Genomic DNA, 22775 nt, shown 5'->3' on the forward strand with positions numbered 1-22775 from the left:
TGGCGGTAACGAAGCGCGAGGTGCGTTTATCGGCGTTCCGTAACTGGACCCCGGCCTTCGCCGGGGAACGGCGAATCTAAGTCAGCGCCGGACGAACACCACCGACAGATTGTTCGCGGGCATCTCAATCACGCGCTCAAGAGCTAACCCGCGCGCATCCGCCGCCGTCACGATCGCGTCTAGGTCGCGAATCCCCCACGCCGGGTTGCGCGCTTTCAGGTCGGCATCAAACGCCACGTTGCTCGCCGCCATCGCCGCGCCGGCGCGCCGGAACGGCCCGTACAGCACCAGCGGCCCACCCACCGGCAACACCCGTGCCGCACCAGCGAGCAGCCCGAGCGTCGCTTTCCACGGGCTGATGTGCACCATGTTGATCGCCAGCACCGCGTCAGCAGCCGCCACCGGCCACGTCGCTGACGACGCGTCGAGATCGACCGGCGCCAGCACGTTCGCGCGCGGCTCGTCCGCGAGCCACGCCCCGATCGAGCCGCGCGCCTCGGGCGAGGGATCGCTCGGCTGCCACGTCAGCGCGGGCAAAGCGGCGGCGAAATGCAGGACATGCTCGCCCGATCCGCTGGCGATCTCCAGCACGGTGCCCAGCGCTGGCAGCACCGTGCGCAGTACGTAAAGGATCGGCGCCCGATTGCGCAGCGCGGCGGGGCTGCTCAGGCGGGCATCGGCCGCCATCAGCAGCACGCCGACCGCGTCCGCTCGCTCACGCGCAAATAGGTGTCGAGCACGGTCTGGTTGATCCGCTCCCATTTATACCCCGCTGCCTCGGCCACGCCCGCGCGGCCTGCACCGAGGCGGAAGTCGGCATCCTCGCAGAAGCGTTGCAGTGCGTCGGCATAGCCTTCGATGTCGCGCGGATCGACGATCAGCCCGGTCACGCCATCTTCGAGCAACCCGACCGCGCCGCTCGCACGCGCCGCCACCACCGGCACGCCCGCCGCCATCGCCTCCAGTGTGACGTTGCCGAACGTCTCGGTCACGCTCGGGTTGAAGAACACGTCCATCGAGGCGACCGCGCGGCCGAGATCGTCGCCGGTCACGAACCCTGCGAACACCGCGTCAGGGATTTCCTTGGCGAACCAGTCGCGCGCCGGGCCTTCGCCGACCACCAAGGTCTTGTGGCGCACGCCGCGCGCGTCGAGCGCGTGCATCGCCTTGGCGAACACGTCGAGGCCTTTCTCCTTCACCAGCCGGCCGAGGAAGCCGACCGCGATCTCGTCGTCGGCGATGCCGAGCGAGCGCCGCCATTCGAGGCTCCTGCGCGCGGGGTTGAAGCGATCGTGGTTCACCCCGCGCGACCAGCGCGTGACGGGCGTGGTAACGCCCCATTCGCGCAGGATCTCGCCCATCATCTGGCTGGGGGCGAGCACCTCGTCGACGCTCTCGTAGAATTTGCGCTGCATCCGCACGATCAGCGGCGCGACGAAGCCGATGCCGTAATATTGCACATAGGTCTCGAACCGCGTGTGGTACGAAGCGACGACCGGGATGCCCTTTTCGCGCGCATAGCGCACCGCCGAATGATTGAGGAAATCGGGCGCGGAGACATGGACGAGGTTGGGCGCGAACGCATCCAGATCGGCGCGAACTCGCGCGTCGATGCCCAGCCCAAGCTTGTATTCGGCCCGCCCGCCCGGCATCTTCACCGAGCGCGTGCCGACCAGATCGCCGGTCGGCGCGAACGCGGGCTTGCGGCTGACCGGCGAATAGACGCGCACCGCCGCACCCTGCTTGAGCAGATAGCCGACCAGCAGGTTGAGCGTCTGGTTGGCACCGTCACGGGTGTAGTTGTAATTGCCGCTGAAGAGCGCAACGCGGAGGTCTGTCGCCTGCATCGCCGCGCCATAGCCGCGCGTCGTCGCCTTGGGAACAGAGCGTTTCACGAAGCTCGGGTGCAGCGCGCGCGCGCTTGCCCTATATGCGTCCACGCGAAGGAGACTCCCATGCCGCTTCCCAACGACACACCGCACCCGCTCGCCGGCACGCCGCTTAGCGACTTTCCGATCACCGCACGCTGGCAACCCAGGCATCCCGACCGGCTGCAACTCTATTCGCTGCCGACGCCCAACGGCCTCAAGGTGTCGATCATGCTGGAGGAATGCCAGCTTCCTTATGAGGCGCACCCGATCGACTTCGGCGCGGACGAGCAACATTCGGCGGCGTTCGAATCGCTCAACCCCAATGGCAAGATCCCCGCGATCATCGATCCGGCAGGCCCCGGCGGCAAGCCGCTCGCGCTGTTCGAAAGCGGTGCGATCCTGCTCTATCTGGCGGAGAAGACCGGCAAGTTCCTCCCCGCCGATCCCGCCTTGCGCTACCAGACGATCCAGTGGCTGATGTTCCAGATGGGCGGCGTCGGCCCGATGTTCGGGCAGCTCGGCTTCTTCGTGAAGTTCGCCGGCAAGGACTATGAGGACAAGCGACCGCGCGACCGTTACCTCGCCGAGGTGAAGCGGCTACTCGGCGTGATGGACCGGGTGCTCGCCGGGCGCGAGTGGTTCATGGGCGACGACTATACGATCGCGGATATCGCGACGATCGGCTGGGTGCGCGGGCTGGTCGGCTTCTACGACGCGGGCGATCTCGTCGGGTTCGACGGCTTCGCCAACGTCAAGGCGTGGCTCGAGCGCGGGCTTGCCCGCCCGGCGGTCAGGCGCGGTCTGCTGATCCCGGCGCGTCCGTAACGCCCTGCGCGTTCAGGATGGTGGCGACCCGCCCGGCCAGGCCGCGCATCTTCGCCACCAGATCGCCGGCGGTAAGGTTGTGCGGCGCCGAGTCGATCGCGCACAGCGTGCCGAAGAAGCTGCCGTCGGCGAGCAGGATCGGAATCGAGATGTAGCTTTCGAACCCGTACAGGACCGGCGTGTGGTGGGTGCGCCACGCCGGCTCGGCGGAGACATGGTCGATCACGACGGCCTCGCCGCTGTGGCGGATCTCGTCGCAGATCGTGGTCTTGAGATCAAGTTCCTCGCCGGGTTCGAGCCCGAACTCGATCTTGTCGAGCACCTGGCACACGATCCAGCGCGTGTCGGTCACCCGCGCGACCGCAGAGAAGCCCATCCCGGTGAGATCGCAAACCTCGCGCAGGATGGTGCGGATTTCGGCATTGTCGCCGAACGACGCCGATGTGCGTGCCAGATCGTCCAAAGTACCGCCCCTTCGGGCTGCCCCATGGCAGGGGCAGGCCGCGCCTGCAATCACCCGAAGGGGGGTTGGGCGTGATTTTTGTTCCCCTATCGTTCCGTTTCTTGTACCGTCTTGGGCATGGCAAAACCTCAGAAGCGCTATGTCTGCCAATCCTGCGGCTCGGTCTCGCATCGCTGGGCGGGGCAATGCGGCGATTGTTCGGAATGGAACACCCTGGTCGAGGAGGCGGGCGGGGTGGTCACGCCGTTCCAGGCCAAGCACAATCTGCAAGGTGGCGGGCGGTTCATCACCTTGTCCGGGCTCGACAGCGATATCGAACTGCCCGAACGTATGGCGAGCGGCATCGCCGAGTTCGACCGTGCGCTCGGCGGCGGGTTCGTGGAGGGATCGGCGACGCTGATCGGCGGCGATCCCGGCATCGGCAAGTCGACCCTGCTGTTGCAGGCGGCGGCGAAGATGGCGCTGTCCGGCAAAAGCGTCGCCTATGTCTCGGGCGAGGAGGCGGCCGATCAGGTGCGGCTGCGCGCGCGGCGGCTGGGGCTCGGCAACGCGCCGGTGCAACTCGCCTCCGCCACCTCGACGCGCGACATCCTCACCACGCTCTCGCAGGGCACGCCGCCGGACCTGCTGGTGATCGATTCGATCCAGACGATGCACTCCGATCTGATCGAGGGCGCGCCCGGCACGGTCAGTCAGGTGCGCGCCTCCGCACAGGAACTGATCCGCTTCGCCAAGGAACGCGGCACCGCCGTCGTGCTGGTCGGCCATGTCACCAAGGACGGCAGCATCGCCGGTCCGCGCGTGCTCGAACATATGGTCGATACCGTGCTGAGCTTCGAGGGCGAGCGCAGCCACCAATATCGCATCCTGCGCGCGATCAAGAACCGGTTCGGCGGCACCGACGAGATCGGCGTGTTCGCGATGGTCGCGGAGGGGCTGACCGAGATCGCCAATCCATCGGCGCTGTTCCTGACGCAGCGAGACGAGGGTGTGACGGGCACCACCGTGTTCCCGGCGCTGGAAGGCACGCGCCCGGTGCTGGTCGAAATTCAGGCGCTGGTGGTGCGGCTCGCCAGCGGCGCGACGCCCCGGCGTGCGGTGGTCGGCTGGGACAGTGGACGGCTGGCGATGATCCTCGCCGTGCTGGAGGCGCGCTGCGGGCTCAGTTTCTCCGCCTGCGAAGTCTATCTCAACGTCGCCGGCGGCTACCGCGTGGCCGATCCCGCCGCCGATCTGGCGGTGGCGGCGGCGCTCATCTCCGGCCTGTCCGAACGGCCGGTGCCCGCCGATGCGGTCGCGTTCGGCGAGATCGCGCTGTCGGGCGAGGTGCGCCCGGTCGCGCACGGCCCGCTGCGGATGAAGGAGGCCGCCAAGCTCGGCTTCGAACGCGCGCTGGTGCCCGCCACCACCGCCGCCGATCCGGGGCCGCTCGCGCTCACCGGTTTCCGCACGCTCGGCAGTCTGGTCGAGCATATGCTCGGGCGGTGACGTGTCGTGCGCGCCTGACACACTCGACAGACCACCCGCAGCCGGGGTAAGCGCGGACGCATCATGGGACTGAGCGCGCTCGACATCATCGTTCTTCTCGCCGTCGGCGGCGCCGCTATCCTCGGGCTGATGCGTGGGTTCGTGACCGAGGTGCTGTCGCTGTTCGCCTGGGTGGCGATCGTGTTCGCGGTGAAGCTGTTCCACGTGCCGCTCGCCGCCGCGCTTACCGGCATCGTCGGCACGGTGACGGGGGCGGCGGTGCTCGCCTTCGCGATCCTCGCCGGCGTGACCTATTTCGGCGGGCGGATCGTCGCACGGGCGATCGGCGCGCGCATCCGCGATTCGGCGATCGGCCCGATCGACCGCGCGCTCGGCTTCGGCTTCGGTGCGGTGAAGGGGTTGATCCTCACCAGCCTTGCCTTCCTGCTCGTCGTGCTGATGACCGATACAGTCCACGGCGGCCCCGCCCACCGGCCGGAGTGGCTGACCGCGTCCAAGACGTACCCGCTGCTGAATGCGACCAGCGCGAGCATTGCCGATTTCGTCGATCGCCGCCGCAAGGGATTGCCGGTGTTCGGCCACAGCGCGCCGGTGTCGGACACGGCAGAGAACCGGAGCGACTGACGTGCGTTGGGCACGCGCCTGCTTCAGCGAAGGACGATGTGCCGATGCCCGAAACCTCCACCGCCCTGATCGTCGGCGCGTCCCGCGGGCTCGGCCTCGCCATTGCCGCCGAGCTTGTCGCGCGCGGCTGGCATGTGATCGGCACGGTTCGCCCGGGCGTGCTCACGCTGCTTCATGACCTTGCCGAGGCGGCACCGGGGCAGGTCGAGATCGAGCCGCTCGACATCACGCAACCCAACGAAATCGCCGCGCTGCGCGAACGCCTGTCCGGCCGCACGCTCGATATCGTGTTCGTCAATGCCGGCACCGCGATGCGCGACCCGCAGATGCGGATCGGGTCCGTCAGCACCGAGGAGTTCACCGACATCATGACCACCAACGCGCTCAGCCCGATGCGCGTGATCGAGGCGATGGCCGAGCTTGTTCCGGCGAGCGGGTTGCTCGGTGTCATGACGTCGGGGCAGGGCAGCATCGCCAACAACCAGAATGGCGTCGGCACCGTGTATCGGGCGAGCAAGGCCGCGCTCAACATGCTGATGAAGAGCTTCGCCGCGCTCGAACCGTCCCGCGCGACGTTGCTGCTCGCGCCCGGCTGGATCCGCACCGCGCTCGGCGGCCCCGACGCGCCCTTCACGGTGGAGGAGAGCGCGCCGATACTGACCGACCTGCTGCTCGCGGCCAAAGGCAAGCTGGGGCTGCACTATCTGGATCGCTTCGGGAAGACGGTGCCATGGTGATTCGTTTCGCGTGGCTAACCATCGCGGGGTGACGCCGCGCCGGATCGGCCCTACATCGGTGGCATGACCGCGACGCTCTACAACACCGAAATTCTCCGCCTCGCCGCGAGCATTCCGTATCAGGAGCGGCTCGCCGACCCGATGGCCTCGTCCGAAAAGCGCTCGCCAATCTGCGGGAGCCGCGTCACGGTGGATATCGATACCGACGCCGAAGGCCGGGTCAGCGCGGTCGGGATGCTGGTGCGCGCCTGTGCGCTGGGGCAGGCATCGTCGTCGCTGCTGGCGGCGAACGTGATCGGCCGCTCCCCGGCCGAGATCGCCGCGGCGCGCGATGCGCTCACCGCGTGGCTGGCGGGCGAGGGCGCTGCGCCTGACTGGCCCGGTCTCGATATCTTCACGCCGGCGTTGCCGCACAGCGCGCGCCATCCCTCGATCCGGCTCGCGTTCGAGGCTGCGGCGGACGCGGCGGCGGCCGCCGCGCTGCGCCACGCCGCATGACGCTGATCGACGGCGCGGCGCTCGGCGGCTTCGGGCTGCTGTTCGTGCTGATCTTCCGCCGGCTCGGGCTCGGCGCGACCCTGGGCTATCTCATCGCGGGCGCGGTGGTCGGCCCGCAGGTGCTCGGCCTCGTCGGCGATGCCGAACAGAAGATCGGCGTGGCCGAACTCGGTATCACCCTGCTGTTGTTCATCGTCGGGCTCGAACTCAACCCATCGCGGCTATGGGCGTTGCGCAAGGAGATCTTCGGGCTCGGGCTGATGCAGGTCGTCGCGTGCGGCATCGCGGTGACGGGGGTGGTCTGGCTGATCGCGCGTTTCTCGCCTGCGGCGTCGCTCGCGCTCGGGCTGCCGCTCGCGCTGTCGTCGACCGCGCAGGTGCTGCCGATGCTGCAATCCGCCGGCCGCTTACGCACCCCGTTCGGGGAGCGCGCTTTCTCGATCCTGCTGTTCCAGGATCTGTCGATCGTGCCGCTCATTACCATCGTCGCGGTGCTGTCGCGCAATCCGGCCGACGCGAACGGCCCGCCGGGCTGGCTGCTGTTCCTTTACACCGTGCTGGCGATCACCGGGCTGGTGCTGGCCGGGCGCTATCTGATCCGGCCGATGTTCCGCGCAATCGGTAACTTGGGTGAGCGCGAGATGTTCGTGTTCGCCGCGCTGTTCACCGTCGTCGCGGCGGCGGCGATCATGCAGTCGCTGGGCTTGTCCACCGCGCTCGGCGCGTTCGTGGCGGGGGTGATGCTGGCGGACAGCCCGTACCGGCACGAGATCGAGACCGATGTCGAGCCGTTCCGCTCGATCCTGCTCGGGCTGTTCTTCCTCGCGATCGGCATGATGCTCGATCTCCACGCGATCGCGGCGCGGCCGTTCTTCGTGATCGGCATGGCGCTGGCGCTGATCGTCACCAAGGCGGCGATCATGATGGGGATAGGCCTGCTGTTCCGCATGAAGTGGCGCGAGGCGTTCGCGCTCGGGCTGCTGCTCAGCCAGGGCGGCGAATTCGGCTTCGTGCTGTTCGCGCAGGCGCAGCACGCCTATCTGATCGCGCCTGCCGCCGCGAGCCTGTTCGGCGCGGTCGTCACGCTGTCGATGGCGACGACGCCGTTCCTGATGGCGCTGACCCGGCGGCTGCGTACCGAGCCGGTCGCCCCCGAAGGCGACCGCGAGGGGCCGCGCGCGGACGGGGCGAACGCGTTGATCGTCGGTTACGGGCGGTTTGGCCAGACGGTCGCGCAGATGCTGATCTCGCAAGGCATCCCGGTCACGCTGATCGACACCGATATCGAGATGATCGACGTGGCGGGCGAGTTCGGCGCGAAGGTCTATTATGGCGACGGCACCCGGCTCGATCTGCTCCGGCAGGCGGGCGCGGGCGAGGCCGAGCTGATCCTGTTCTGCATCGACAAGGATCAGGTGACGGCCGATCTGATCGAGGCCGTCCACACCGCCTTCCCGGACGCGAAGGTGTTCGTGCGCGCCTATGACCGGCGGTCGCTCATCAAGCTGAAGGGTTCGCCGGCCAGCGCGGTGGTGCGCGAGGTGCTCGAATCGGCGGTGAAGATGGCACGTCTGGCGATGGCCAGCCTTGAGATCGACGATGAGGAGATCAACCGCAGCGAGGCGCATTACCGCGCGCGCGACAAGGAACGGCTGCGCGTCCAGCTCGACTCGGGCGATTTCCGCGACTCGGCGGCGCGGATGATCGTGCAGGACGTGCGCGAGGAACTGCGGGAGGGCGGATGAACTGGCTTGTTGTGTTTGCGGCGCTGTCAGGCGCGATGGCGGTCGGCGCGGGCGCGTTCGGCGCGCACGGCGCGAGCGGCGAGGCGGCGGCGTGGCTGAAGACCGGCGGTGAGTATCAGCTCATCCACGCGGTCGCGGCGCTAATCGCCGCGCAACTGGGCGCGCGCGGGGCGGGGTGGCTGTTCGTCGGCGGAGCGTGCGTGTTCGCGGGCACTTTGTATCTGATGGCGCTCGGCCTGCCGCGCTGGCTGGGCGCGGTGACGCCGCTGGGCGGACTCGCGCTGATCGCGGGATGGCTGTGGCTGGCGTGGAGCGCGGCGCGGTAAGGGGTTCCGATTAGGTAGTTCAGCAGCGGGGAAATCGCGGTTACGTGGATCGCCCGCTACGCCTCAGCGATGAACCTGTGGCCCGTACCCGATACGGTTAGTTTCTCGACTTGATCCGTGTTACCCACCCCGATCACCGATGAGGCTGCGGGCTTCGATGACTGAGAGCCGTCGTGCTCCCGCCCCGACGGGAGACATGCGATGCCGACCAGCGACCACCTCGCCCTCTCGCGCTTTCTTGCGCGTTTGGCGCTCAACTCCACGATTTCGGAGGCAGAGCGGCACGCGCTCATGGGCCTGACCGGTCAAGCGGTGCAGGTCGGCCCCGGACGCGACCTCATGCAGCCCGGTGCTACCATCGAATATGCCACCTTGGTGGCGGAGGGCAGCATCGGCCGCTTCGACCTCATGCGCGATGGGTCGCGTCAGATAACGGCGATCTACCTGCCGGGCGACATGTGCGATCTGTACTCGGTCGTCGCGCCGACGATCGGCTGGGGGCTGACATCGTTTGGCGCTTCGAGCGTGCTGAACATTGCGCATAGCGCGTTGAGTGGCCTTGCACTCGCGCATCCGAACCTCGCGCTGGCGTTCTGGCGGGACACCGTGCTGGACGCGTCGATCCTCGCCAAGTGGATCGGCAACGTCGGCCGCAAGGATGCGCGCGGGCGTATCGCGCATCTTCTGTGCGAACTTGGCACGCGGATGGAGCGGGCATCGCTCGGCAACCGCGACGATTACGAACTCGGTCTTACGCAGGAGCACATCGGCGACGCGATGGGTCTCACCCCCGTTCACGTCAACCGCATGCTTCGTGATTTCAGGGTCGATGGCATCGCGACGGTTCACTCGCATCGCGTCACGATCAGCGATTGGAACAGGCTCGTTTCCATCGCCGAATTTACGCCCACGTTCCTGCTCTGTGGGGAGGATCGACCAGCGACCGGTTGAGGAGTTGCGCCGCCACCCACATAGGCAAGTCGCGCGACTACTCGCGCACCGGCGCCTTCAACGACGCCGGCAGATCCGCCCACGCCGTCCCCGCCACCATCCGCGTGCGGCCGAGGTCGAACAGCGCCTGCATCGCCGGCTGGCGAAAGTCGAGCGAGGACGATTTCTCGTCGGGCGGCACCGCCGCCACATAGGTGCCGACGTTGTTCTGCTGGCCGAACGCTGCCACCGTCGCGAGCGAGGTGCGCTGTGTCGCCTTGCTCGCCGTGTCGAAGCTGCGGGTCAGCAGCGAGATCAGCGAACGCTTCGTTACCGCGAATTCGTCGTCGGCCTTGCCGTTGACCAGCACGTAGATGCGCCCGCCGCTGCCGCGTCCGCTTGGCGCGATCAGCGCGGTGTCGGGTAGCGCGAAGAACGCGCCGATCGTGCTGCCGTCGACGTGGAGTTCCTGCGCGACGTGGTTGCCCATCTGCGCCGAGATCATCACCGGCGGGAACACGCCGGGAATGGCGGCGGATGCGGTCAGCACGGTCGCGAACAGGTCGCGGGCTTGCCCGCCGCCGTGGGCGGCGATCGCGCCCATGTCCCACACCACGAGATCCTGACTGTCGAGGTCGGTCGTGGCGATCAGCAGCCTGCGCCCACGCGCATGCTCGGCGGCGACCGCGGCGATCAGCTTGGGCGTGACGAAGCTGTCGACCAGCGCACGGATGCGCTTGCCGGTGTAGATGCTGTCGCGAAACAGCGGGCGGACGAAGGGGAAGGGCAGCAGGTGCGATGCCTCGCCATCGGTGAAGCCGCGCTTCAGCTCGGCATCCCATTTCGGCCCGAGGAAGGCGAACGGCGCAATCAGCGCGCCGGTGCTGACCCCCGTCACCACGCTGAACTCGGGCCGCGTGCCCGCCTGCGTCCAGCCATACAGCACCCCCGCGCCGAACGCGCCGTTGGCACCGCCGCCCGACAGCGCGAGCATCACCGGCGGATTGCCGGCGGCATCGGCGTGGAACATCGCCCGTACCGCCGGGTCGTTCGGCCCGTAGCGGACGTGCGGGAAGCCGACCGGATAGGCGGCGTGATGCTCGGCGGCGGTGAAGCTGTCGCGCGGGATGGTGACGCAGCCGCTCGTGGCGAGCAGCAGCGCCGCCAACGCGGCGCGAGCGGGCATACGGCGCATCAACGCGGTTGGGCGTCGAGAAATGCCGAGACCGTGCCGAGATCGACCGACGTATCGACGAAACTCGCCCCGATCCCGTGTGCGAGCAGGAAGGGCAGGGTGCCCGCGTCCATCTTCTTGTCGTGCAGCATATGGCCTACCAACGTCTTCCCGCTCGCCGTGATGCCGGCGGCGGCGAGTCCATCGGGCAGACCTGTGTCGCGAAGATGTCCGGCGACGCGCGCCGCATCGGCTTGCGGCGCGAGCCCGCGTGCCGCCGAGAAGCCATAGGCCAAAGCCATGCCCGCCGCGACGCCCTCGCCGTGGAGCAGCCGGTCGGAGAAGTCGGTCTCCGCCTCGAGCGCATGGCCGAAGGTGTGGCCGAGGTTGAGCAAGGCGCGCCGCCCCTTGGTCTCGCGCTCGTCCTCGGCGACGATCCTCGCCTTGGCAGCGACCGAATAGGCGATGGCATGTTCGCGCGCGGCGAGATCGCCCGCCAGCAGCGCTGCACCATTCGCCTCGCACCAGGCGAAGAAATCGGCATCGTCGATCAGCCCGTATTTGACGACCTCGGCATAACCGGCGCGCACCTGTCTGGCTGGCAGCGTTTCCAGAACGACCGGGTCGATCAGCACCAGAGCTGGCTGGTGGAACGCGCCGATCAGGTTCTTGCCCGCGCGCGTGTTGATCGCGGTCTTGCCGCCGACCGACGAATCGACCTGCGCGAGCAAAGTCGTCGGCACCTGCACGAAGCCGCAGCCGCGCTTGAGGATGCTGCACGCGAACCCGACGAGATCGCCGATCACGCCGCCGCCGAGCGCGACGACATGATCGCCGCGCTCCACGCCGAGATCGAGCAGCCGGTCGGTAAGCTGTTCGAGCATCGTCCAGCTTTTGGTCGCTTCGCCCGGCGGCAGGACGATCGCCTCGCTCGCCACCCCGGCCGCACCCAGAGCAGCCCGCAACGTGTCGAGGTGCGGGCGCACGTTCTCGTCGGTGACGATCGCCATCGTGCGGCCGCGCGCGAGCGGCTTGAGGCGATCGGCGGCGCGGGCGAGCAACCCGGCCTCGATCACCACGTCATAGCTGCGTTCGCCGAGTCCGACGCGGACGGTCGTCATAATCCGATGGCCTTGAGGATGGCGTTGACGGTGAGGTCGTGCGGCGCATGCTGGCTGACGACGCGAAGATGCGACTGCGCGTAGATCGGATTGCGCACGCGCGCCAGATCTTCGAGGATCTGGCGCGGATCGCCGTCGCGCAGCAGCGGCCGGGTATCGCGCCGTCCGACTCGCGCGACCAGCACCTCGGGGCTGGCGTCGAGCCACACCGCCAGCGCGCTTTCGAGGATCAGCTTGCGCGTCTCGTCCTGGATGAAGGCGCCGCCGCCGGTGGCGATCACGCGCGGTTCGCCGTTCATCAGCCGCGCGATCACGCGGCGTTCGCCGTCGCGGAAGTGCGCTTCGCCGAACTTGGCGAAGATGTCGGAGACGGTCATCCCCGCCGCCGTCTCGATCTCGGTATCGGCATCGACGAAGGGCAGGCGCAGCCGCTGCGCGAGGCGGCGGCCGACCGTCGACTTGCCGGCGCCCATCAATCCGACAAGGACGATCGGCTGGCCTTTCCAGACGGGATGGGGGGCGGGGCTTTGCAACATCGGAAACGGGCTATACAGCGCACCCGCCGCTCGGGCAAAAGGGCCTGCCGGGCCGCCGCCCAATTGTCACAAGGTTTGCCAATGTCCCGCTCGCTGGTTGTGCTTCTGGTCGTGGTCGTCGTGCTTGTCGGTGGGATGTTCGTCCTCGCCGGCCGTGCACATGAAAAGCCCCTGACCCATGTCGAGAAGGTTGTCACGCTTGCGAATCTCCAGGGCTGATCTTCCTCTCGTTGCATTGGCGGGGGTGATCGCGCTGGGCGTGGGTATTCCTGCGCTCGGGCAGAGTTCGCCGCAGTCGATCCTGCCACCCGGGTTCGGCGAGCCGGCCGCGACACCGACACCGTCGTCGCGTCCCTCGCCTGCGGGTAACGCGGTGGTGCGCAGCGTGCCGAGCCCGCTCGCGCCGCCGCTGCCCGCCAGCAACGGCGCGCCGCCGCCGGTTACGCTCGCCGGTGCGACGCCGACCCCGGTGCCGAGCGGTACGCCCACGCCGGACGCCGCCCCGCTGCCGGTGCGCTATGACATGCCGGCGTACGCGCGCCGCTCGCTTGCGCAGGTCGGGCCGGTCGGAAACGCAGACGGCGGCTTGCCGGCGACCGCATACGGCAACGCTTCGGGTCGCTACGTCGAGGGGCTGATGCGCGGGCTCAACCTGCCGATCGCCTCGCGCTGGGTCGCGATCGCGCTGCGCCGGGCGCTGGTGTCGAAGGTCGATACGCCTGCCGGCATCAACGGCGCGGACTTCGCGGCCGAGCGTGCGTGGCTGCTGCTACGCATGGGCGAGTCGGTCGCCGGCCGCGCGGTGGTGCAGAGCGTCGACAATCAGGATTACACGCCCAAGCTCTACGAGATCGCAATGCAGTCGGCGCTCGCGAACGGCGACCCGGCCGAGCTGTGCCCGCTCGCCGATGCCGGCGCGGCGCTCGGCTTCGAGCGTGGCTGGGTGCTGGCGCGGGCGATGTGCGCGGGACTGGCTGGCGTGCCGGGCAGGGCGCAGGCGCTGATCGCGGCGGCACGCAAGAGCCGCGCGGCGAGCGGCGTGGACCTGCTGCTCGCGCAGAAGATCGCCGGATCGGGCGCGCGCGGTCGGCAGGCGGTGACGATCGAGTGGGACGATGTCGATCGTCTTACCGCGTGGCGCTACGGCCTCGCCATGGCCTCGGCGACCGAAATTCCGCAGACTTTGCTCGACGGCACCGGGCGCAACGTCATGGCATGGCGCGCGCTCTCGCCGATGCTGGCTGCGCATGTGCGCGCGTCGGGCGCGGAACTGGCGGCGGCGCGGGGCGTGTTTTCGAGCGCGGCGCTGGTCGATCTCTACGGTGCGGTTGCCGACGAAGGCGACGAAGCGCTGCCCGAGACGGGCACCGCACGCACCTTGCAGACCGCCTATAGCGGCGGCGATGTGCCGGCGCGGCTCGAAGCGATCAAGGCGCTGTGGGATCAGCCCAAGGGCGATCCGGGCCGTTACGCGCGGCTGGTGCTGACGGCGGGCGCGGCGGCGCGCATTCCCGCCGGCGCGGCTGGCGCGGATGCCGACCGGCTGGTCGCGTCAATGCTCGCGGCGGGACATGACGTCACCGCGCAGAAGTGGCGCGGCGCGGTCGCGACGTCGAGCGACGCGTGGGCGATGCTCGCGCTCGCCGATCCCGAAGGCCAGCGTTATCGCTACTCGGCCGTCACCAATTATGCCGGTGCGGGCAATGCGACGCTGAAGCGCAAGATGTTCTTCGCCGGGCTCGCCGGGCTCGGACGCATGTCGGCGAGCGATATCGAACAGGGCGCGCAATCGCTCGACGTGCGGATCGGGCAGGAGAATGCCTGGACCCGCGCGATCGGTCGCGCGGCCATGTCGAACCAGCCGGGGACGGTGGTGCTGCTCGCTGCGGTCGGCATGCAGACGCCGACCTGGGCGGGAGTATCGCCTGAAGCCTTGTACCACATCGTCGTCGCCTTGCGCACGGTCGGGCTGGAAGGTGAGGCGCGCATGATCGCAGCCGAGGCGATCGCCAGATCGTGAGCGATGTGCCGCCAGTCGGCACCGACCGCGCGCTGATCGAGCGGTTTGTCGAGATGATGGCGGCGGAACGGGGCGCGGCGAAGAACACGCTTGCCGCCTATCGCAGCGATCTCGCGCTGGCCTCCGCGTTTTTCGGCGGGCGGCTGGCAGCGGCGGCGGAAGAAGACCTGATGCGGCTGGCGGGCGGCTGGGCCGACCTGTCGCATGCGAGTGTCGCGCGTAAATCGGCGGCGCTCAGGCGGTTCTTCGCTTTCCTCGCCGACGAAGGCCACCGCGCCGACGATCCCGGCGCGGCGCTGCCCCGCCCGGGCACGCGCCGGCCGCTGCCCAAGGTGCTGAGCGTCGCCGACGTCGATCGCCTGTTCGCGACTATCGCCGAACGGCTCTCCGCCGATCCGCTCGACGTGCGCGACCTGCGGCTCGCCGCGCTGATCGAGCTGCTCTACGGGTCCGGGCTGCGCGCGACAGAACTGGTGTCGCTGCCGCGGGCTGCGGTTTCGCCCGACCGGCCCTATTGCATCCTGCGCGGCAAGGGCGGTCGCGAACGGCTGGTGCCGATTTCCGACCGCGCCCGTGCCGCCGTCGCCGCATGGCGCGCGCATGTGCCGGCGGATCAGCCATGGCTGTTCCCCTCGGGCAAGAGTTTCCTGTCGCGCGTGCGGCTGTTCCAGCTCGTACGTGCGCTCGGCGCGGCGGCGGGCATCCCGCCCGACCGGATCTCGCCGCACGTGCTGCGCCATGCGTTCGCCACGCACCTGCTGGCGGGCGGGGCGGACCTGCGCGCGCTCCAGACGATGCTCGGCCACGCCGATATCGCGACAACCGAAATCTATACGCACGTCGATGCCAGCCGGCTGATCGCTTTGGTCAACGAACGCCATCCGCTTGCGGAGCTGCGCCCGTCGCGGTGACGGCGGCGGTCGCTCAGACGCTGACGCTTGCCTCAGCGCGCCCGTCGCCACCGAACACGCGCAGATAGCGCGCGATCTCGGCCGGCTCACCGGTCGCCTTGGCGGGATTGTCGGAGAGCTTCACCGCCGGGCGGCCGTTCGCGCGCGTCACCTTGCACACCAGCGAGATCGGTTCGAGCGCGTGCCCGCCACGCGGATCGCAGCCGCGGAAATCGTTGGTGAGGTTGGTGCCCCAGCCGTAACTCATCCGCACGCGGCCGTGGAAGTGGCGGTAGGTCTGCTCGATCGTGTCGATGTCCATGCCGTCGGAGAAGATCAGCAGCTTCTCGCGCGGATCGACGCCCTGTTGCTGCCACCAGCGGATGATCTGCTCGCCGCCCTCGATCGGCGGCGCGCTGTCGGGGCGGAAGCCGGTCCACTCCGCCAGCCATGCCGGCGCCTGTCTAAGGAAGGCGGTGGTGCCGAACGCGTCGGGCAGCGCGATCAGCAGGTTGCCGCCGTAATGCGCGCGCCATTGTTCGAGCACTCGGTAGGGCGCGCCCGCCAGCTCGGCATCGCCGTTCGACAGCGCCGCCTCCACCATCGGCAGTTCGTGCGCGTTGGTGCCGATCGCCTCGAGGTCCGCATCCATCGCCAGCAGCACGTTGGAGGAACCGACGAAGCGATGCCCGAGCCCTTCCTTCAGCGCCTCGACGCACCAGCGCTGCCACAAGAAGCCGTGCCGCCGCCGCGTGCCGAAGTCGCTCAGCACCAGATCGGGCAGGTCGCGCAAGCGCTCGACCTTCTCCCAAAGCCGCGCCTTGGCGCGCGCATACAGCACGTCGAGCGCGAACTTGCCCATGTCGCGCGTCGCCGCACGCGATTTCAGCTCGTTGATGATCGCGAGCGCGGGGATCTCCCACATCGAAGTGCCCGTCCACGGGCCGTCGAAGTGCAGTTCATACTGGCCGTCGACCTTGCGCAGATCGTACTCCGGCAGTTGAAAATCGGCGAGCCATGCGATGAAGTCGGGCGCGAACATCTGCCGCTTGCCGTAGAAGCTGTTACCCGCCAGCCAGATCAATTCCTTGCGGCTGAACCGCACCGTGCGGGCATGGTCGAGCTGCGCGCGCAACTCGTCCTCGTCGATGATCTCGGCGAGGCGCACGCTCTTGGTGCGGTTGATGAGCGAGAAGGTCGCCTCCACGTCCGGGTGGATGTGGCGGATCATCTGCAACATCAGCAGCTTGTAGAAATCGGTGTCGAGCAGGCTCCGCACGATCGGGTCGAGCCGGAAGTTATGCTCATAGGTGCGGGTTGCGATGTCGGTGAAAGCCATGGGTGCGATCCTTACCCGATCACGAGATGAAGGGAATTGGGCGCGGGCGCGATTTCGACACGACGGCCCCAATCGAAGCCGAGGAAATCCTGTTCGATCCCGTCGGCGAAGATCACGCCGCCCTCGTTCATCCGCGAGGTGACGACCAGCGGCGTGTCGGTGAGTTTGGCGGCGCGCATCCGTGTCTCGGTCGTGCGGCTGGGGAACGGCTCGCGCACCCAGAAGCCGGCGGCGCGCTCGGTCGGCGCGAGCGGCAGCGCTTGTCCCGTCGCCTCCGCGATCGAGCGCGCCCAGCCGGTCGCGCCGGTGCCCGAAGCGACGATGAGGCCCGAGGAGGAGTGATCCTCGCCCTCATCGCCAAGCTGGAGGTGGTAGCGCGCCGACTGGTGACTGCGATGCCCAACGAAAATCTCGTTGAGCGCGACCAGCGTCTCGCCATCGTCGAGCACCGCCCGCACCATCGTGCGCCGTTCGATCGGCGCGGCGGGGGCGAGTGCGGCGGGATAAAGCTTGGCGAGCCGCTCTACGCCCACGCGCACCAGCACGCCGTCGTAAAGATCGGGCGCGGGATTGACGCCGATCACCGGCTGACCGTCGAGATATTTGGCGACGTTCGCCACCAGCCCGTCCTGCCCGACCGCGACGACGACATCCTCGCGCCCGAACAGGAACCGGTCGAGATCGGCGCGCCGCACCAGCGCCTGCCGCCACTCCGCCGGCACCGCCGCGCGTGCGGCGGATAACGCGGCATGGAACTGATGATGGCGCTGCTCGACCGTCTCGATCCGCTGCCCGCGCGTTTCGAGGAAGAACCGCGCCTGATCGCGCGTGGCGTGGCGCGCGATGAGCTGTTCGAGATCGGTCTCGCGGACGACGAACACCGCGCGGGGCGGGATGGTGGACATGTGCGCTCTTTCCCACGAGTTTACGCTGCCGTTCGTGTCGAGTAGCGACCGAGTAGGCGACGCCGTATCGAGGACGCGTATCGAGACAGTGCTCGAGCCATCCCTCGATACGCCGCCTCGATACGCCCTGCGGGCTACTCGGCAGCTACTCGGGACGAACGGGGGTAATTAAGCGGCCACGATCGCCGGAGCCTTGCGGAACTCGCCCATCACCGCGGCGAGCAGATCGGGCGTTACGTTGACTTGCTCGATCGTCTCCAGCTTGCCCGCGAGTTGCTGCGCGGCAAGGCCGAACAGCACCGCCGGCGGCAGATCACGATACACCGCGATGTGCGCCTGTTCGGCCTCCGCCTTTGCACCTTCGACCATGCGGATACGGTCCGCCTCCGCCGCCGCCTCGACCTGCTGTGCCTCGGCCTTGCCGGTGGCGCGGGTGCGGGCGTTGTCGGTTTCCTCGGCGATCAACAGCTTTTCGCGGCGGGCGAGTTCGGTGCGCGTCGCCAGCTCGTTCTCGGCGATGGCGCGCTCCTTCTCGACCGCGAGCGCGCGGCGCTCGAAGGTCGCCTCGTCGGCCTTTTGCTGGAGCGCCTCGAACGTCGGCGTCTGGAGCGCGCGTTCCAGTTCGCTGGTCGGCGCGAGGTTGGTCAGTCGCACCGACACTGCCGCGACGCCGATCTCCGCCAGCGCCGGGTCGGCGGCGAGCGCCGCTTCGAGCTGCGCGCGAAGCGGGCCCGGTCCGGCATCGAGCAACGCGCGCACCGGCGCGGTGCCGAGATATTGCAGCACCGCCTGATTGGCGATGCCGGCGATCCGTGCCTCGATCCGTGGCACCGGCTCGGCCTGCGGCTTGCCGGTGTAGGGGCTGATCGTGAAATCGACCCGCTCGGCGAGCAGCACCGGATCGACCACATGCCAGCCGACCGTGCCCTGCACCGAGACGGTCTGGAAATCCTGGCTGCGGCCCTTGACGAACAGGGTCATCTCGCGGTCGTCCATCGGCACTTCGGCGATGCTCGCGGTCTCCGGGCGGAACCAGAAGACGAGGCCGCGCCCGCTCTGGCGGACCTTGCCGTTGCGGTAGCGGATGATGTGGCTGCTCGCCTCGCTGCGCAGTTGTGCGAAGAACAGCAGGTTGCGGATAGTGGCCATGGGCTTTCTCCTTCTCAGATCGGTCTTTGAAAACGGAACAGTTCGGCGGGACGGAACGAGGTGCCCGCCTCGCGCTCGCCGGTCGCCGCCAACCAGCCTTTGTCGAGCATGCGGCGGCGGAAGGCGGGTTTGTTGAGGGGCGTGCCGAGGATCGCCTCGTGCACGTCCTGAAGCTGGCGCAGGGTGAACCGCTCGGGCAGCAGCGCGAAGCCGACGTCGGAATAATCGAGCTTGCCGCGCAGCCGCAGCATCGCGGTGGCGAGGATATCGGCATGGTCGAAGGCGAGGGGAACGGGCGCACCCTTGGCCGTCGTCACCTCCACCGGGCCGCCGGTGTCACCCGCCCACGGCACGTCGATGCGTGCGGGCACCAGCACGTCACTATCGAGCGCGGCCGCGAACGCGGCACCGTCGAGCAGCGCCAGATAGGCAACCGAGATGATCCGCATGCGCGGATCGCGCGCGACTGCGCCGAACGTATAGAGCTGTTCAAGATGCGCCTCACCGATCCCCGCCTTCTCGCACAATACGCGCGCGGCGGCGTCGTCCAGCGTTTCGTCGATCCGCACGAAGCCGCCGGGTAGCGCGAAACGGTCGGCGAAGGGGGGCGCGTCACGCTTCACCAGCAGCGCCGAGGGGCGGCCGTCGCGAATGCCGAGCAGCACCAGATCGACCGCGACCGATGGCCGCTGGTAGGCGTTGGGGTCATAGCGTTCGAGGAAGTCCGACTCGGTCACGCAGCACCTAATATGCAATGTGCGCTTTACTTATGATTGAGTTGGATATATGTCAACCGCATCGGATAAAGGAGTTGGGTCGATGCAGGAATTCGTGGTCGTGGTGGATACGCAGCGCGACTTCATCGCCGCCGATGGCGCGCTGAGCGTCGCGGGCGCGGAGGATCTGGTCGCGCCGATGCGCGCGTTCCTCTCGGGGCTTGAGGCGGAGCGGACCGCAGGCGTGCTGTTCACCTTCGATACGCATGTGCCGGCGGTCTATGCCGCGTCGGAGGAGGCCAAGGCGTTCCCCGCGCATTGCGTGAAGGGCACGCCGGGATGGGCCAACCTGCTCGACCCCGCGCTGGTCGATCGCGCGATCCCGGCGTGGCGGATCGAGAAGGGCGTCTTCGACATGTGGGCCGAGGACGGCCTGCTGATCGAGGATGCGCGTGGCGACGCGATGCCGCCGGTCCCGCGCGAGACGTTCTTCGCGCGGCTGCGCGAGGCGGGGGTGCGCCGCGTGACGGTGATCGGCGTCGCCGCCGATTATTGCGTGCGCTGGGCGGTGGCAGGTCTCGTCGAGCGCGGTTTCGAGGTGGTCGTGCCGCCCGCCTTGACGCGGGGCATCGCGCGGCAGATCGACACCGTGCTGGTGGAGGATTTCGCGGGCGCGCCGGTCAGCGCGCCCGCGTGATCGGTTACTTGAGCGTGCGCGCGAACAGCGCCAGCATCTCGCGCCAGCCGCGCTCGGCAGCGGCTTCGTCGTAGGGCGGGAAGTCGGCCTTCATCCAGCCGTGGTGCGCGCCTTCGTAGGTCTCGGCACGGTAGGTGACGCCCGCGTCGTTGAGCGCCTGCTCGAACCGCGCGGCCATCTCGGGCGGATAGCTGCCGTCCTCGTCCGCCGCGGCGATGTAGAGTTCGGCCTTGATGGTCGGTGCGGAGAGATGCGGGCTGTCCGGCGCGTCGCTGGCGAGATTGCCGCCGTGGAAGCTGATCGCCGCCGCGATCCGCTTCGGGTAAGCGCCCGCCGCCGCGATCGCCATGCCGCCGCCCATGCAGAAGCCGATCGTGCCGACCTTGCCCTTCGCCACGTCCGCGCGCGTGTCCAGATAGGCGAGGAACGCCTCGGTGTCGGCGGCCGCCTTGGCATTGCCGGTGGTCGCCATCAGCGGGCCGACCACCTCGCGGAAGCCCTGCTTGACGACGTGCTTCGGGTCGAACGGTCCGTAAGCGCCATAGCGGTAGAACATGTCGGGCAGCAGCACGACATAGCCATTGGCGGCGAGCCGCTGCGCGATCGCGACGAGCGTCGGGCGGATGCCGACGCCGTCCATGTAGAGGATCACCGCCGGAAACACGCCGTCGACCGGCGGCGTCAGCACATGGGCGGGGCAGGTGCCATCCTTGGTTTCGATCGAAATCCGTTCGTCGCTCATCGAATCGTCCTCATTGGGGCCGGGGGATGTCGCGCATGTGCCGCATGCCGACCGTCCCCGCCAGCCGATCCGGCGCGATCTCAGGCGGCGCGGTCGTTCGCCGCGACCGGTGCTGCGTCATGCAGATACGGTGCGACCAGCCCGCGCGCGCGGAACCACGCCTGCCGTTCGGGCGGAAGCGTGTCGAAATTGCCGATTACGCGCCGGCACTCCGGGCTGCGGCACTGGCACATCATGTACCAGTCCGACGCGCTGAGCGTGGTCGAATAATCCCAGGTGATCTCCTCGCCCGGGGCGATCGCGCGGATCGCGACCAGCATCACGTCGCCACCGGTGAAGCGCAGCCCGGCATTGGGCGCGCAGCTATGGTTGATGAGGTCGTCGATCCGCCCCGACGGGCCCATGTAATGGTCGGGCGTCACCTGCACGAAGCGGTCGCGTGCGCCGTGAAGCATGCCCGGCAGCTTGTCGGCGCGGAAGCGGCGGCCGGTGAAGCGCACGATCTCGGCCCCTTCGGCGAAACCGGCGGCGGCATAGACCGCCTTGCCGAGGTGCGTCTCGCCGACTGAGAACAGATTTTCGGCGGGCGCATACGCGTCGAGCACGTAGAACCGCCCGTTCCTGAACCCGAGCGAGCGCAGCGGGTTGATCGTCGCCAGTCCGACCATGAACCACACGCTCGCATGGCAGAGCAGTTCGGCGAAGATATAGGCATATTCGCCGATGCGCGGCGGCCCGCTATGCGTCGCGACCAGCAGGGTGGCGAGATCGGCGATCGTCCACAGCCCCCAGGCAGGCGAGCGTTCGCGCGTGCGATCCTGCCAGACGCTCACCCAGGTCGGCCAGAAACCGAGCGGCACCACCGCGACGATCAGCATGTGCGCCCAGAATGTCTCGCGAAACGCCAGCCAGATCGCCAGCGCGACAAGGTTCGCCGCCATGCACACAGCCTCGCTGGAGGTAGGTGCGGCCCATGCGCCATGCCGCCAGATCGCGAGCGTGACGACGATGCACGATGCGGCGGCGAGCATGAACACCCAGCCCTGAAGCGCGCCCGGGTTGAGCGCGACATAGGTCGCCGCCTCGACCGCGGTGCCCGCGCTCCAGATCAGCCACGACGCGCGATTGGGCTGGACGAGATGCCGCCCGAGGCCGACGAGATAGGCGCCGTAACCCCCGAGGCTGCATAGCATCGCGACAAGGAACCAGGCGTCGATCGGCGTCATCCGGCTGAAGTGTGGTTAGCGCGAGCTTATGGAAACGCGCCGAATCCGTCCACGAGAATCGTCGCCGCGCTGCGTTCAGCGGTTCACGCAAGGGCGGATCGTCGCCGGCTCAGGTCGCACGCCCACCGCCTGGAACGTGGCGAGATAGCCGCCTGCCGAAGGCATTTCGTGCCGGTCGACCTGCTTGTAGCCGACTGCCGCGAACTCGCAGGTGAGCAGCGCGGGCGGGGTGCCGTGGCGCTGGGTCGGCCGATCGGCATCGACCACGACGACGAGGCCGCCGCGCTTCAGCGACGGGCGCATGTGCCACAGAAATTCATACGGCTGTTCGATCTCGTGATACATGTGGATCATCAGCACGCGGTCGAAACTGTTGCTCGGCAGCTTGGGATCGGCGGGCGCGCCGAGCCGCACGCTGACATTGTCGAGCCGGTCGCGCGCGACACGCTCGGCCAGCGCATTGTGGACGCTCGGCATGATGTCCTCGGCGAGCACGCGCCCGTCCTTGCCGACGCGCGCGGCGAGGCGGATCGTGTAATAACCTTCGCCCGCGCCGATATCCGCAACCGTCATGCCGGGCTTGATGCCGGCCTTCGCCATCACCTGCTGCGCTTCGTCGCGACTGTCGCGGTCCTGTTCGTTCGACCAGCGCGACGAGACGATCGTCGCCACCGGCCGGTCGGCGGCCGGGAAGGGGCCGACGCTGGCCTGCTTGGTGCCGGACGAGCAGGCAGCGAGTGCGCCCAACAACGC

The 22775-nt window shown here is 68.5% G+C and carries 25 protein-coding genes; 12 read left to right on the plus strand and 13 right to left on the minus strand.

Annotation, left to right across the window (positions count from 1 at the left end; translation table 11 throughout):
- Window positions 1-81 precede the first annotated feature (81 nt).
- Window positions 82-687: a DUF938 domain-containing protein gene (locus AC3ANX_RS07230; protein ID WP_488336317.1), complete on the minus strand. Its 606-nt coding sequence runs from the start codon at window positions 685-687 to the stop codon at window positions 82-84.
- Window positions 687-1847, minus strand: coding sequence for a glycosyltransferase family 4 protein (locus tag AC3ANX_RS07235; RefSeq protein ID WP_488336905.1), 1161 nt, complete (start codon window positions 1845-1847; stop codon window positions 687-689). Before AC3ANX_RS07235 ends, AC3ANX_RS07230 begins: the two co-directional genes overlap by 1 nt.
- A 108-nt stretch (window positions 1848-1955) precedes the next feature.
- Between AC3ANX_RS07235 and AC3ANX_RS07240 the strand changes: the two genes are divergently transcribed.
- Window positions 1956-2696, plus strand: coding sequence for a glutathione binding-like protein (locus AC3ANX_RS07240; RefSeq protein WP_488336318.1), 741 nt, complete (start codon window positions 1956-1958; stop codon window positions 2694-2696).
- Here AC3ANX_RS07240 and AC3ANX_RS07245 read toward each other — a convergent pair.
- Window positions 2662-3159, minus strand: a complete 498-nt coding sequence (locus AC3ANX_RS07245; protein ID WP_488336319.1) for a GAF domain-containing protein — start codon at window positions 3157-3159, stop codon at window positions 2662-2664. The genes AC3ANX_RS07240 and AC3ANX_RS07245 overlap by 35 nt on opposite strands.
- Window positions 3160-3276: 117 nt before the next feature.
- On the opposite strand from AC3ANX_RS07245, the gene radA reads away from it, so the two are divergent.
- From radA to AC3ANX_RS07280, 7 genes are all read left to right on the plus strand, one after another.
- On the plus strand, window positions 3277-4647 hold the full coding sequence (radA, locus tag AC3ANX_RS07250; RefSeq protein ID WP_488336320.1) for a DNA repair protein RadA: 1371 nt from the start codon (window positions 3277-3279) through the stop codon (window positions 4645-4647).
- Between the two features lie 63 nt (window positions 4648-4710).
- On the plus strand, window positions 4711-5271 hold the full coding sequence (locus AC3ANX_RS07255) for a CvpA family protein (protein ID WP_488336321.1): 561 nt from the start codon (window positions 4711-4713) through the stop codon (window positions 5269-5271).
- Between the two features lie 44 nt (window positions 5272-5315).
- Entirely contained in the window at window positions 5316-6008 is a 693-nt protein-coding gene (locus tag AC3ANX_RS07260) for an SDR family NAD(P)-dependent oxidoreductase (RefSeq protein ID WP_488336322.1), read from the plus strand.
- Window positions 6009-6071: 63 nt separating this feature from the next.
- Window positions 6072-6506, plus strand: a complete 435-nt coding sequence (locus tag AC3ANX_RS07265) for an iron-sulfur cluster assembly scaffold protein (protein WP_488336323.1) — start codon at window positions 6072-6074, stop codon at window positions 6504-6506.
- Window positions 6503-8251 (plus strand): cation:proton antiporter domain-containing protein, encoded by a 1749-nt coding sequence (locus AC3ANX_RS07270; protein WP_488336324.1) that lies wholly within the window; start codon window positions 6503-6505, stop codon window positions 8249-8251. Before AC3ANX_RS07265 ends, AC3ANX_RS07270 begins: the two co-directional genes overlap by 4 nt.
- The gene (locus tag AC3ANX_RS07275; protein ID WP_488336325.1) at window positions 8248-8577 is read left to right on the plus strand and encodes a DUF423 domain-containing protein; all 330 of its coding nucleotides are present in this window, start codon (window positions 8248-8250) and stop codon (window positions 8575-8577) included. Before AC3ANX_RS07270 ends, AC3ANX_RS07275 begins: the two co-directional genes overlap by 4 nt.
- A gap of 201 nt (window positions 8578-8778) precedes the next feature.
- Window positions 8779-9528 (plus strand): Crp/Fnr family transcriptional regulator, encoded by a 750-nt coding sequence (locus AC3ANX_RS07280; RefSeq protein ID WP_488336326.1) that lies wholly within the window; start codon window positions 8779-8781, stop codon window positions 9526-9528.
- A gap of 37 nt (window positions 9529-9565) precedes the next feature.
- Here the strand turns inward: AC3ANX_RS07280 and AC3ANX_RS07285 are convergent, their stop codons facing one another.
- Genes AC3ANX_RS07285 through AC3ANX_RS07295 form a run of 3 tightly spaced genes read right to left on the minus strand, consistent with a single transcriptional unit; the run spans window position 9566 to window position 12338 of the window.
- A complete protein-coding gene (locus tag AC3ANX_RS07285) occupies window positions 9566-10693 on the minus strand; it encodes a patatin-like phospholipase family protein (RefSeq protein ID WP_488336327.1) in 1128 nt (375 codons plus the stop codon).
- Between the two features lie 8 nt (window positions 10694-10701).
- The gene (aroB, locus tag AC3ANX_RS07290) at window positions 10702-11802 is read right to left on the minus strand and encodes a 3-dehydroquinate synthase (RefSeq protein ID WP_488336328.1); all 1101 of its coding nucleotides are present in this window, start codon (window positions 11800-11802) and stop codon (window positions 10702-10704) included.
- On the minus strand, window positions 11799-12338 hold the full coding sequence (locus tag AC3ANX_RS07295) for a shikimate kinase (RefSeq protein WP_488336329.1): 540 nt from the start codon (window positions 12336-12338) through the stop codon (window positions 11799-11801). The genes aroB and AC3ANX_RS07295 overlap by 4 nt, the downstream gene beginning before the upstream one ends.
- 81 nt (window positions 12339-12419) lie before the next feature.
- On the opposite strand from AC3ANX_RS07295, the gene AC3ANX_RS07300 reads away from it, so the two are divergent.
- Genes AC3ANX_RS07300 through AC3ANX_RS07310 form a run of 3 tightly spaced genes read left to right on the plus strand, consistent with a single transcriptional unit; the run spans window position 12420 to window position 15269 of the window.
- Window positions 12420-12557, plus strand: a complete 138-nt coding sequence (locus AC3ANX_RS07300) for a hypothetical protein (protein WP_488336330.1) — start codon at window positions 12420-12422, stop codon at window positions 12555-12557.
- Window positions 12558-12597: 40 nt separating this feature from the next.
- Window positions 12598-14358 (plus strand): hypothetical protein, encoded by a 1761-nt coding sequence (locus tag AC3ANX_RS07305; protein WP_488336331.1) that lies wholly within the window; start codon window positions 12598-12600, stop codon window positions 14356-14358.
- A 53-nt stretch (window positions 14359-14411) separates the two neighbouring features.
- The gene (locus AC3ANX_RS07310) at window positions 14412-15269 is read left to right on the plus strand and encodes a tyrosine-type recombinase/integrase (RefSeq protein ID WP_488336906.1); all 858 of its coding nucleotides are present in this window, start codon (window positions 14412-14414) and stop codon (window positions 15267-15269) included.
- Between the two features lie 13 nt (window positions 15270-15282).
- On the opposite strand, the gene pncB is transcribed toward AC3ANX_RS07310, so the two are convergent.
- The 4 genes from pncB to AC3ANX_RS07330 all read right to left on the minus strand — a co-directional run bounded on the left by pncB (window position 15283) and on the right by AC3ANX_RS07330 (window position 19378).
- The gene (gene pncB / locus AC3ANX_RS07315; protein ID WP_488336332.1) at window positions 15283-16587 is read right to left on the minus strand and encodes a nicotinate phosphoribosyltransferase; all 1305 of its coding nucleotides are present in this window, start codon (window positions 16585-16587) and stop codon (window positions 15283-15285) included.
- Window positions 16588-16598: 11 nt separating this feature from the next.
- Window positions 16599-17492, minus strand: a complete 894-nt coding sequence (locus AC3ANX_RS07320) for a diacylglycerol kinase catalytic domain-containing protein (protein ID WP_488336333.1) — start codon at window positions 17490-17492, stop codon at window positions 16599-16601.
- Window positions 17493-17660: 168 nt separating this feature from the next.
- Window positions 17661-18641 (minus strand): SPFH domain-containing protein, encoded by a 981-nt coding sequence (locus AC3ANX_RS07325; protein WP_488336334.1) that lies wholly within the window; start codon window positions 18639-18641, stop codon window positions 17661-17663.
- 14 nt (window positions 18642-18655) lie between these two features.
- Window positions 18656-19378: an NUDIX hydrolase gene (locus AC3ANX_RS07330; protein WP_488336335.1), complete on the minus strand. Its 723-nt coding sequence runs from the start codon at window positions 19376-19378 to the stop codon at window positions 18656-18658.
- Window positions 19379-19460: 82 nt separating this feature from the next.
- Between AC3ANX_RS07330 and AC3ANX_RS07335 the strand changes: the two genes are divergently transcribed.
- Window positions 19461-20054 (plus strand): cysteine hydrolase family protein, encoded by a 594-nt coding sequence (locus AC3ANX_RS07335; protein WP_488336336.1) that lies wholly within the window; start codon window positions 19461-19463, stop codon window positions 20052-20054.
- 4 nt (window positions 20055-20058) lie between these two features.
- Here AC3ANX_RS07335 and AC3ANX_RS07340 read toward each other — a convergent pair whose 3' ends face one another.
- From AC3ANX_RS07340 to AC3ANX_RS07350, 3 genes are all read right to left on the minus strand, one after another.
- A complete protein-coding gene (locus tag AC3ANX_RS07340) occupies window positions 20059-20796 on the minus strand; it encodes a dienelactone hydrolase family protein (protein ID WP_488336337.1) in 738 nt (245 codons plus the stop codon).
- A gap of 80 nt (window positions 20797-20876) precedes the next feature.
- On the minus strand, window positions 20877-22022 hold the full coding sequence (locus AC3ANX_RS07345) for an SET domain-containing protein-lysine N-methyltransferase (RefSeq protein ID WP_488336338.1): 1146 nt from the start codon (window positions 22020-22022) through the stop codon (window positions 20877-20879).
- A 75-nt stretch (window positions 22023-22097) separates the two neighbouring features.
- Window positions 22098-22772, minus strand: a complete 675-nt coding sequence (locus AC3ANX_RS07350; RefSeq protein ID WP_488336907.1) for a class I SAM-dependent methyltransferase — start codon at window positions 22770-22772, stop codon at window positions 22098-22100.
- Window positions 22773-22775: the final 3 nt, after the last annotated feature.

It is taken from the genome of Sphingomonas sp. BRN-1R (assembly GCF_057748035.1).

Coding starts and splice junctions, on each gene's coding strand:
- AC3ANX_RS07230 (WP_488336317.1), bottom strand. CDS start 687: ATGGCGGCCGATGCCCGCCTGAGCAGCCCCGCCGCGCTGCGCAATCGG.
- AC3ANX_RS07235 (WP_488336905.1), bottom strand. CDS start 1,847: ATGCAGGCGACAGACCTCCGCGTTGCGCTCTTCAGCGGCAATTACAAC.
- AC3ANX_RS07240 (WP_488336318.1), top strand. CDS start 1,956: ATGCCGCTTCCCAACGACACACCGCACCCGCTCGCCGGCACGCCGCTT.
- radA (WP_488336320.1), top strand. CDS start 3,277: ATGGCAAAACCTCAGAAGCGCTATGTCTGCCAATCCTGCGGCTCGGTC.
- AC3ANX_RS07255 (WP_488336321.1), top strand. CDS start 4,711: ATGGGACTGAGCGCGCTCGACATCATCGTTCTTCTCGCCGTCGGCGGC.
- AC3ANX_RS07260 (WP_488336322.1), top strand. CDS start 5,316: ATGCCCGAAACCTCCACCGCCCTGATCGTCGGCGCGTCCCGCGGGCTC.
- AC3ANX_RS07265 (WP_488336323.1), top strand. CDS start 6,072: ATGACCGCGACGCTCTACAACACCGAAATTCTCCGCCTCGCCGCGAGC.
- AC3ANX_RS07270 (WP_488336324.1), top strand. CDS start 6,503: ATGACGCTGATCGACGGCGCGGCGCTCGGCGGCTTCGGGCTGCTGTTC.
- AC3ANX_RS07275 (WP_488336325.1), top strand. CDS start 8,248: ATGAACTGGCTTGTTGTGTTTGCGGCGCTGTCAGGCGCGATGGCGGTC.
- AC3ANX_RS07280 (WP_488336326.1), top strand. CDS start 8,779: ATGCCGACCAGCGACCACCTCGCCCTCTCGCGCTTTCTTGCGCGTTTG.
- AC3ANX_RS07285 (WP_488336327.1), bottom strand. CDS start 10,693: ATGCCCGCTCGCGCCGCGTTGGCGGCGCTGCTGCTCGCCACGAGCGGC.
- aroB (WP_488336328.1), bottom strand. CDS start 11,802: ATGACGACCGTCCGCGTCGGACTCGGCGAACGCAGCTATGACGTGGTG.
- AC3ANX_RS07295 (WP_488336329.1), bottom strand. CDS start 12,338: ATGTTGCAAAGCCCCGCCCCCCATCCCGTCTGGAAAGGCCAGCCGATC.
- AC3ANX_RS07300 (WP_488336330.1), top strand. CDS start 12,420: ATGTCCCGCTCGCTGGTTGTGCTTCTGGTCGTGGTCGTCGTGCTTGTC.
- AC3ANX_RS07310 (WP_488336906.1), top strand. CDS start 14,412: ATGATGGCGGCGGAACGGGGCGCGGCGAAGAACACGCTTGCCGCCTAT.
- pncB (WP_488336332.1), bottom strand. CDS start 16,587: ATGGCTTTCACCGACATCGCAACCCGCACCTATGAGCATAACTTCCGG.
- AC3ANX_RS07320 (WP_488336333.1), bottom strand. CDS start 17,492: ATGTCCACCATCCCGCCCCGCGCGGTGTTCGTCGTCCGCGAGACCGAT.
- AC3ANX_RS07325 (WP_488336334.1), bottom strand. CDS start 18,641: ATGGCCACTATCCGCAACCTGCTGTTCTTCGCACAACTGCGCAGCGAG.
- AC3ANX_RS07335 (WP_488336336.1), top strand. CDS start 19,461: ATGCAGGAATTCGTGGTCGTGGTGGATACGCAGCGCGACTTCATCGCC.
- AC3ANX_RS07340 (WP_488336337.1), bottom strand. CDS start 20,796: ATGAGCGACGAACGGATTTCGATCGAAACCAAGGATGGCACCTGCCCC.
- AC3ANX_RS07345 (WP_488336338.1), bottom strand. CDS start 22,022: ATGACGCCGATCGACGCCTGGTTCCTTGTCGCGATGCTATGCAGCCTC.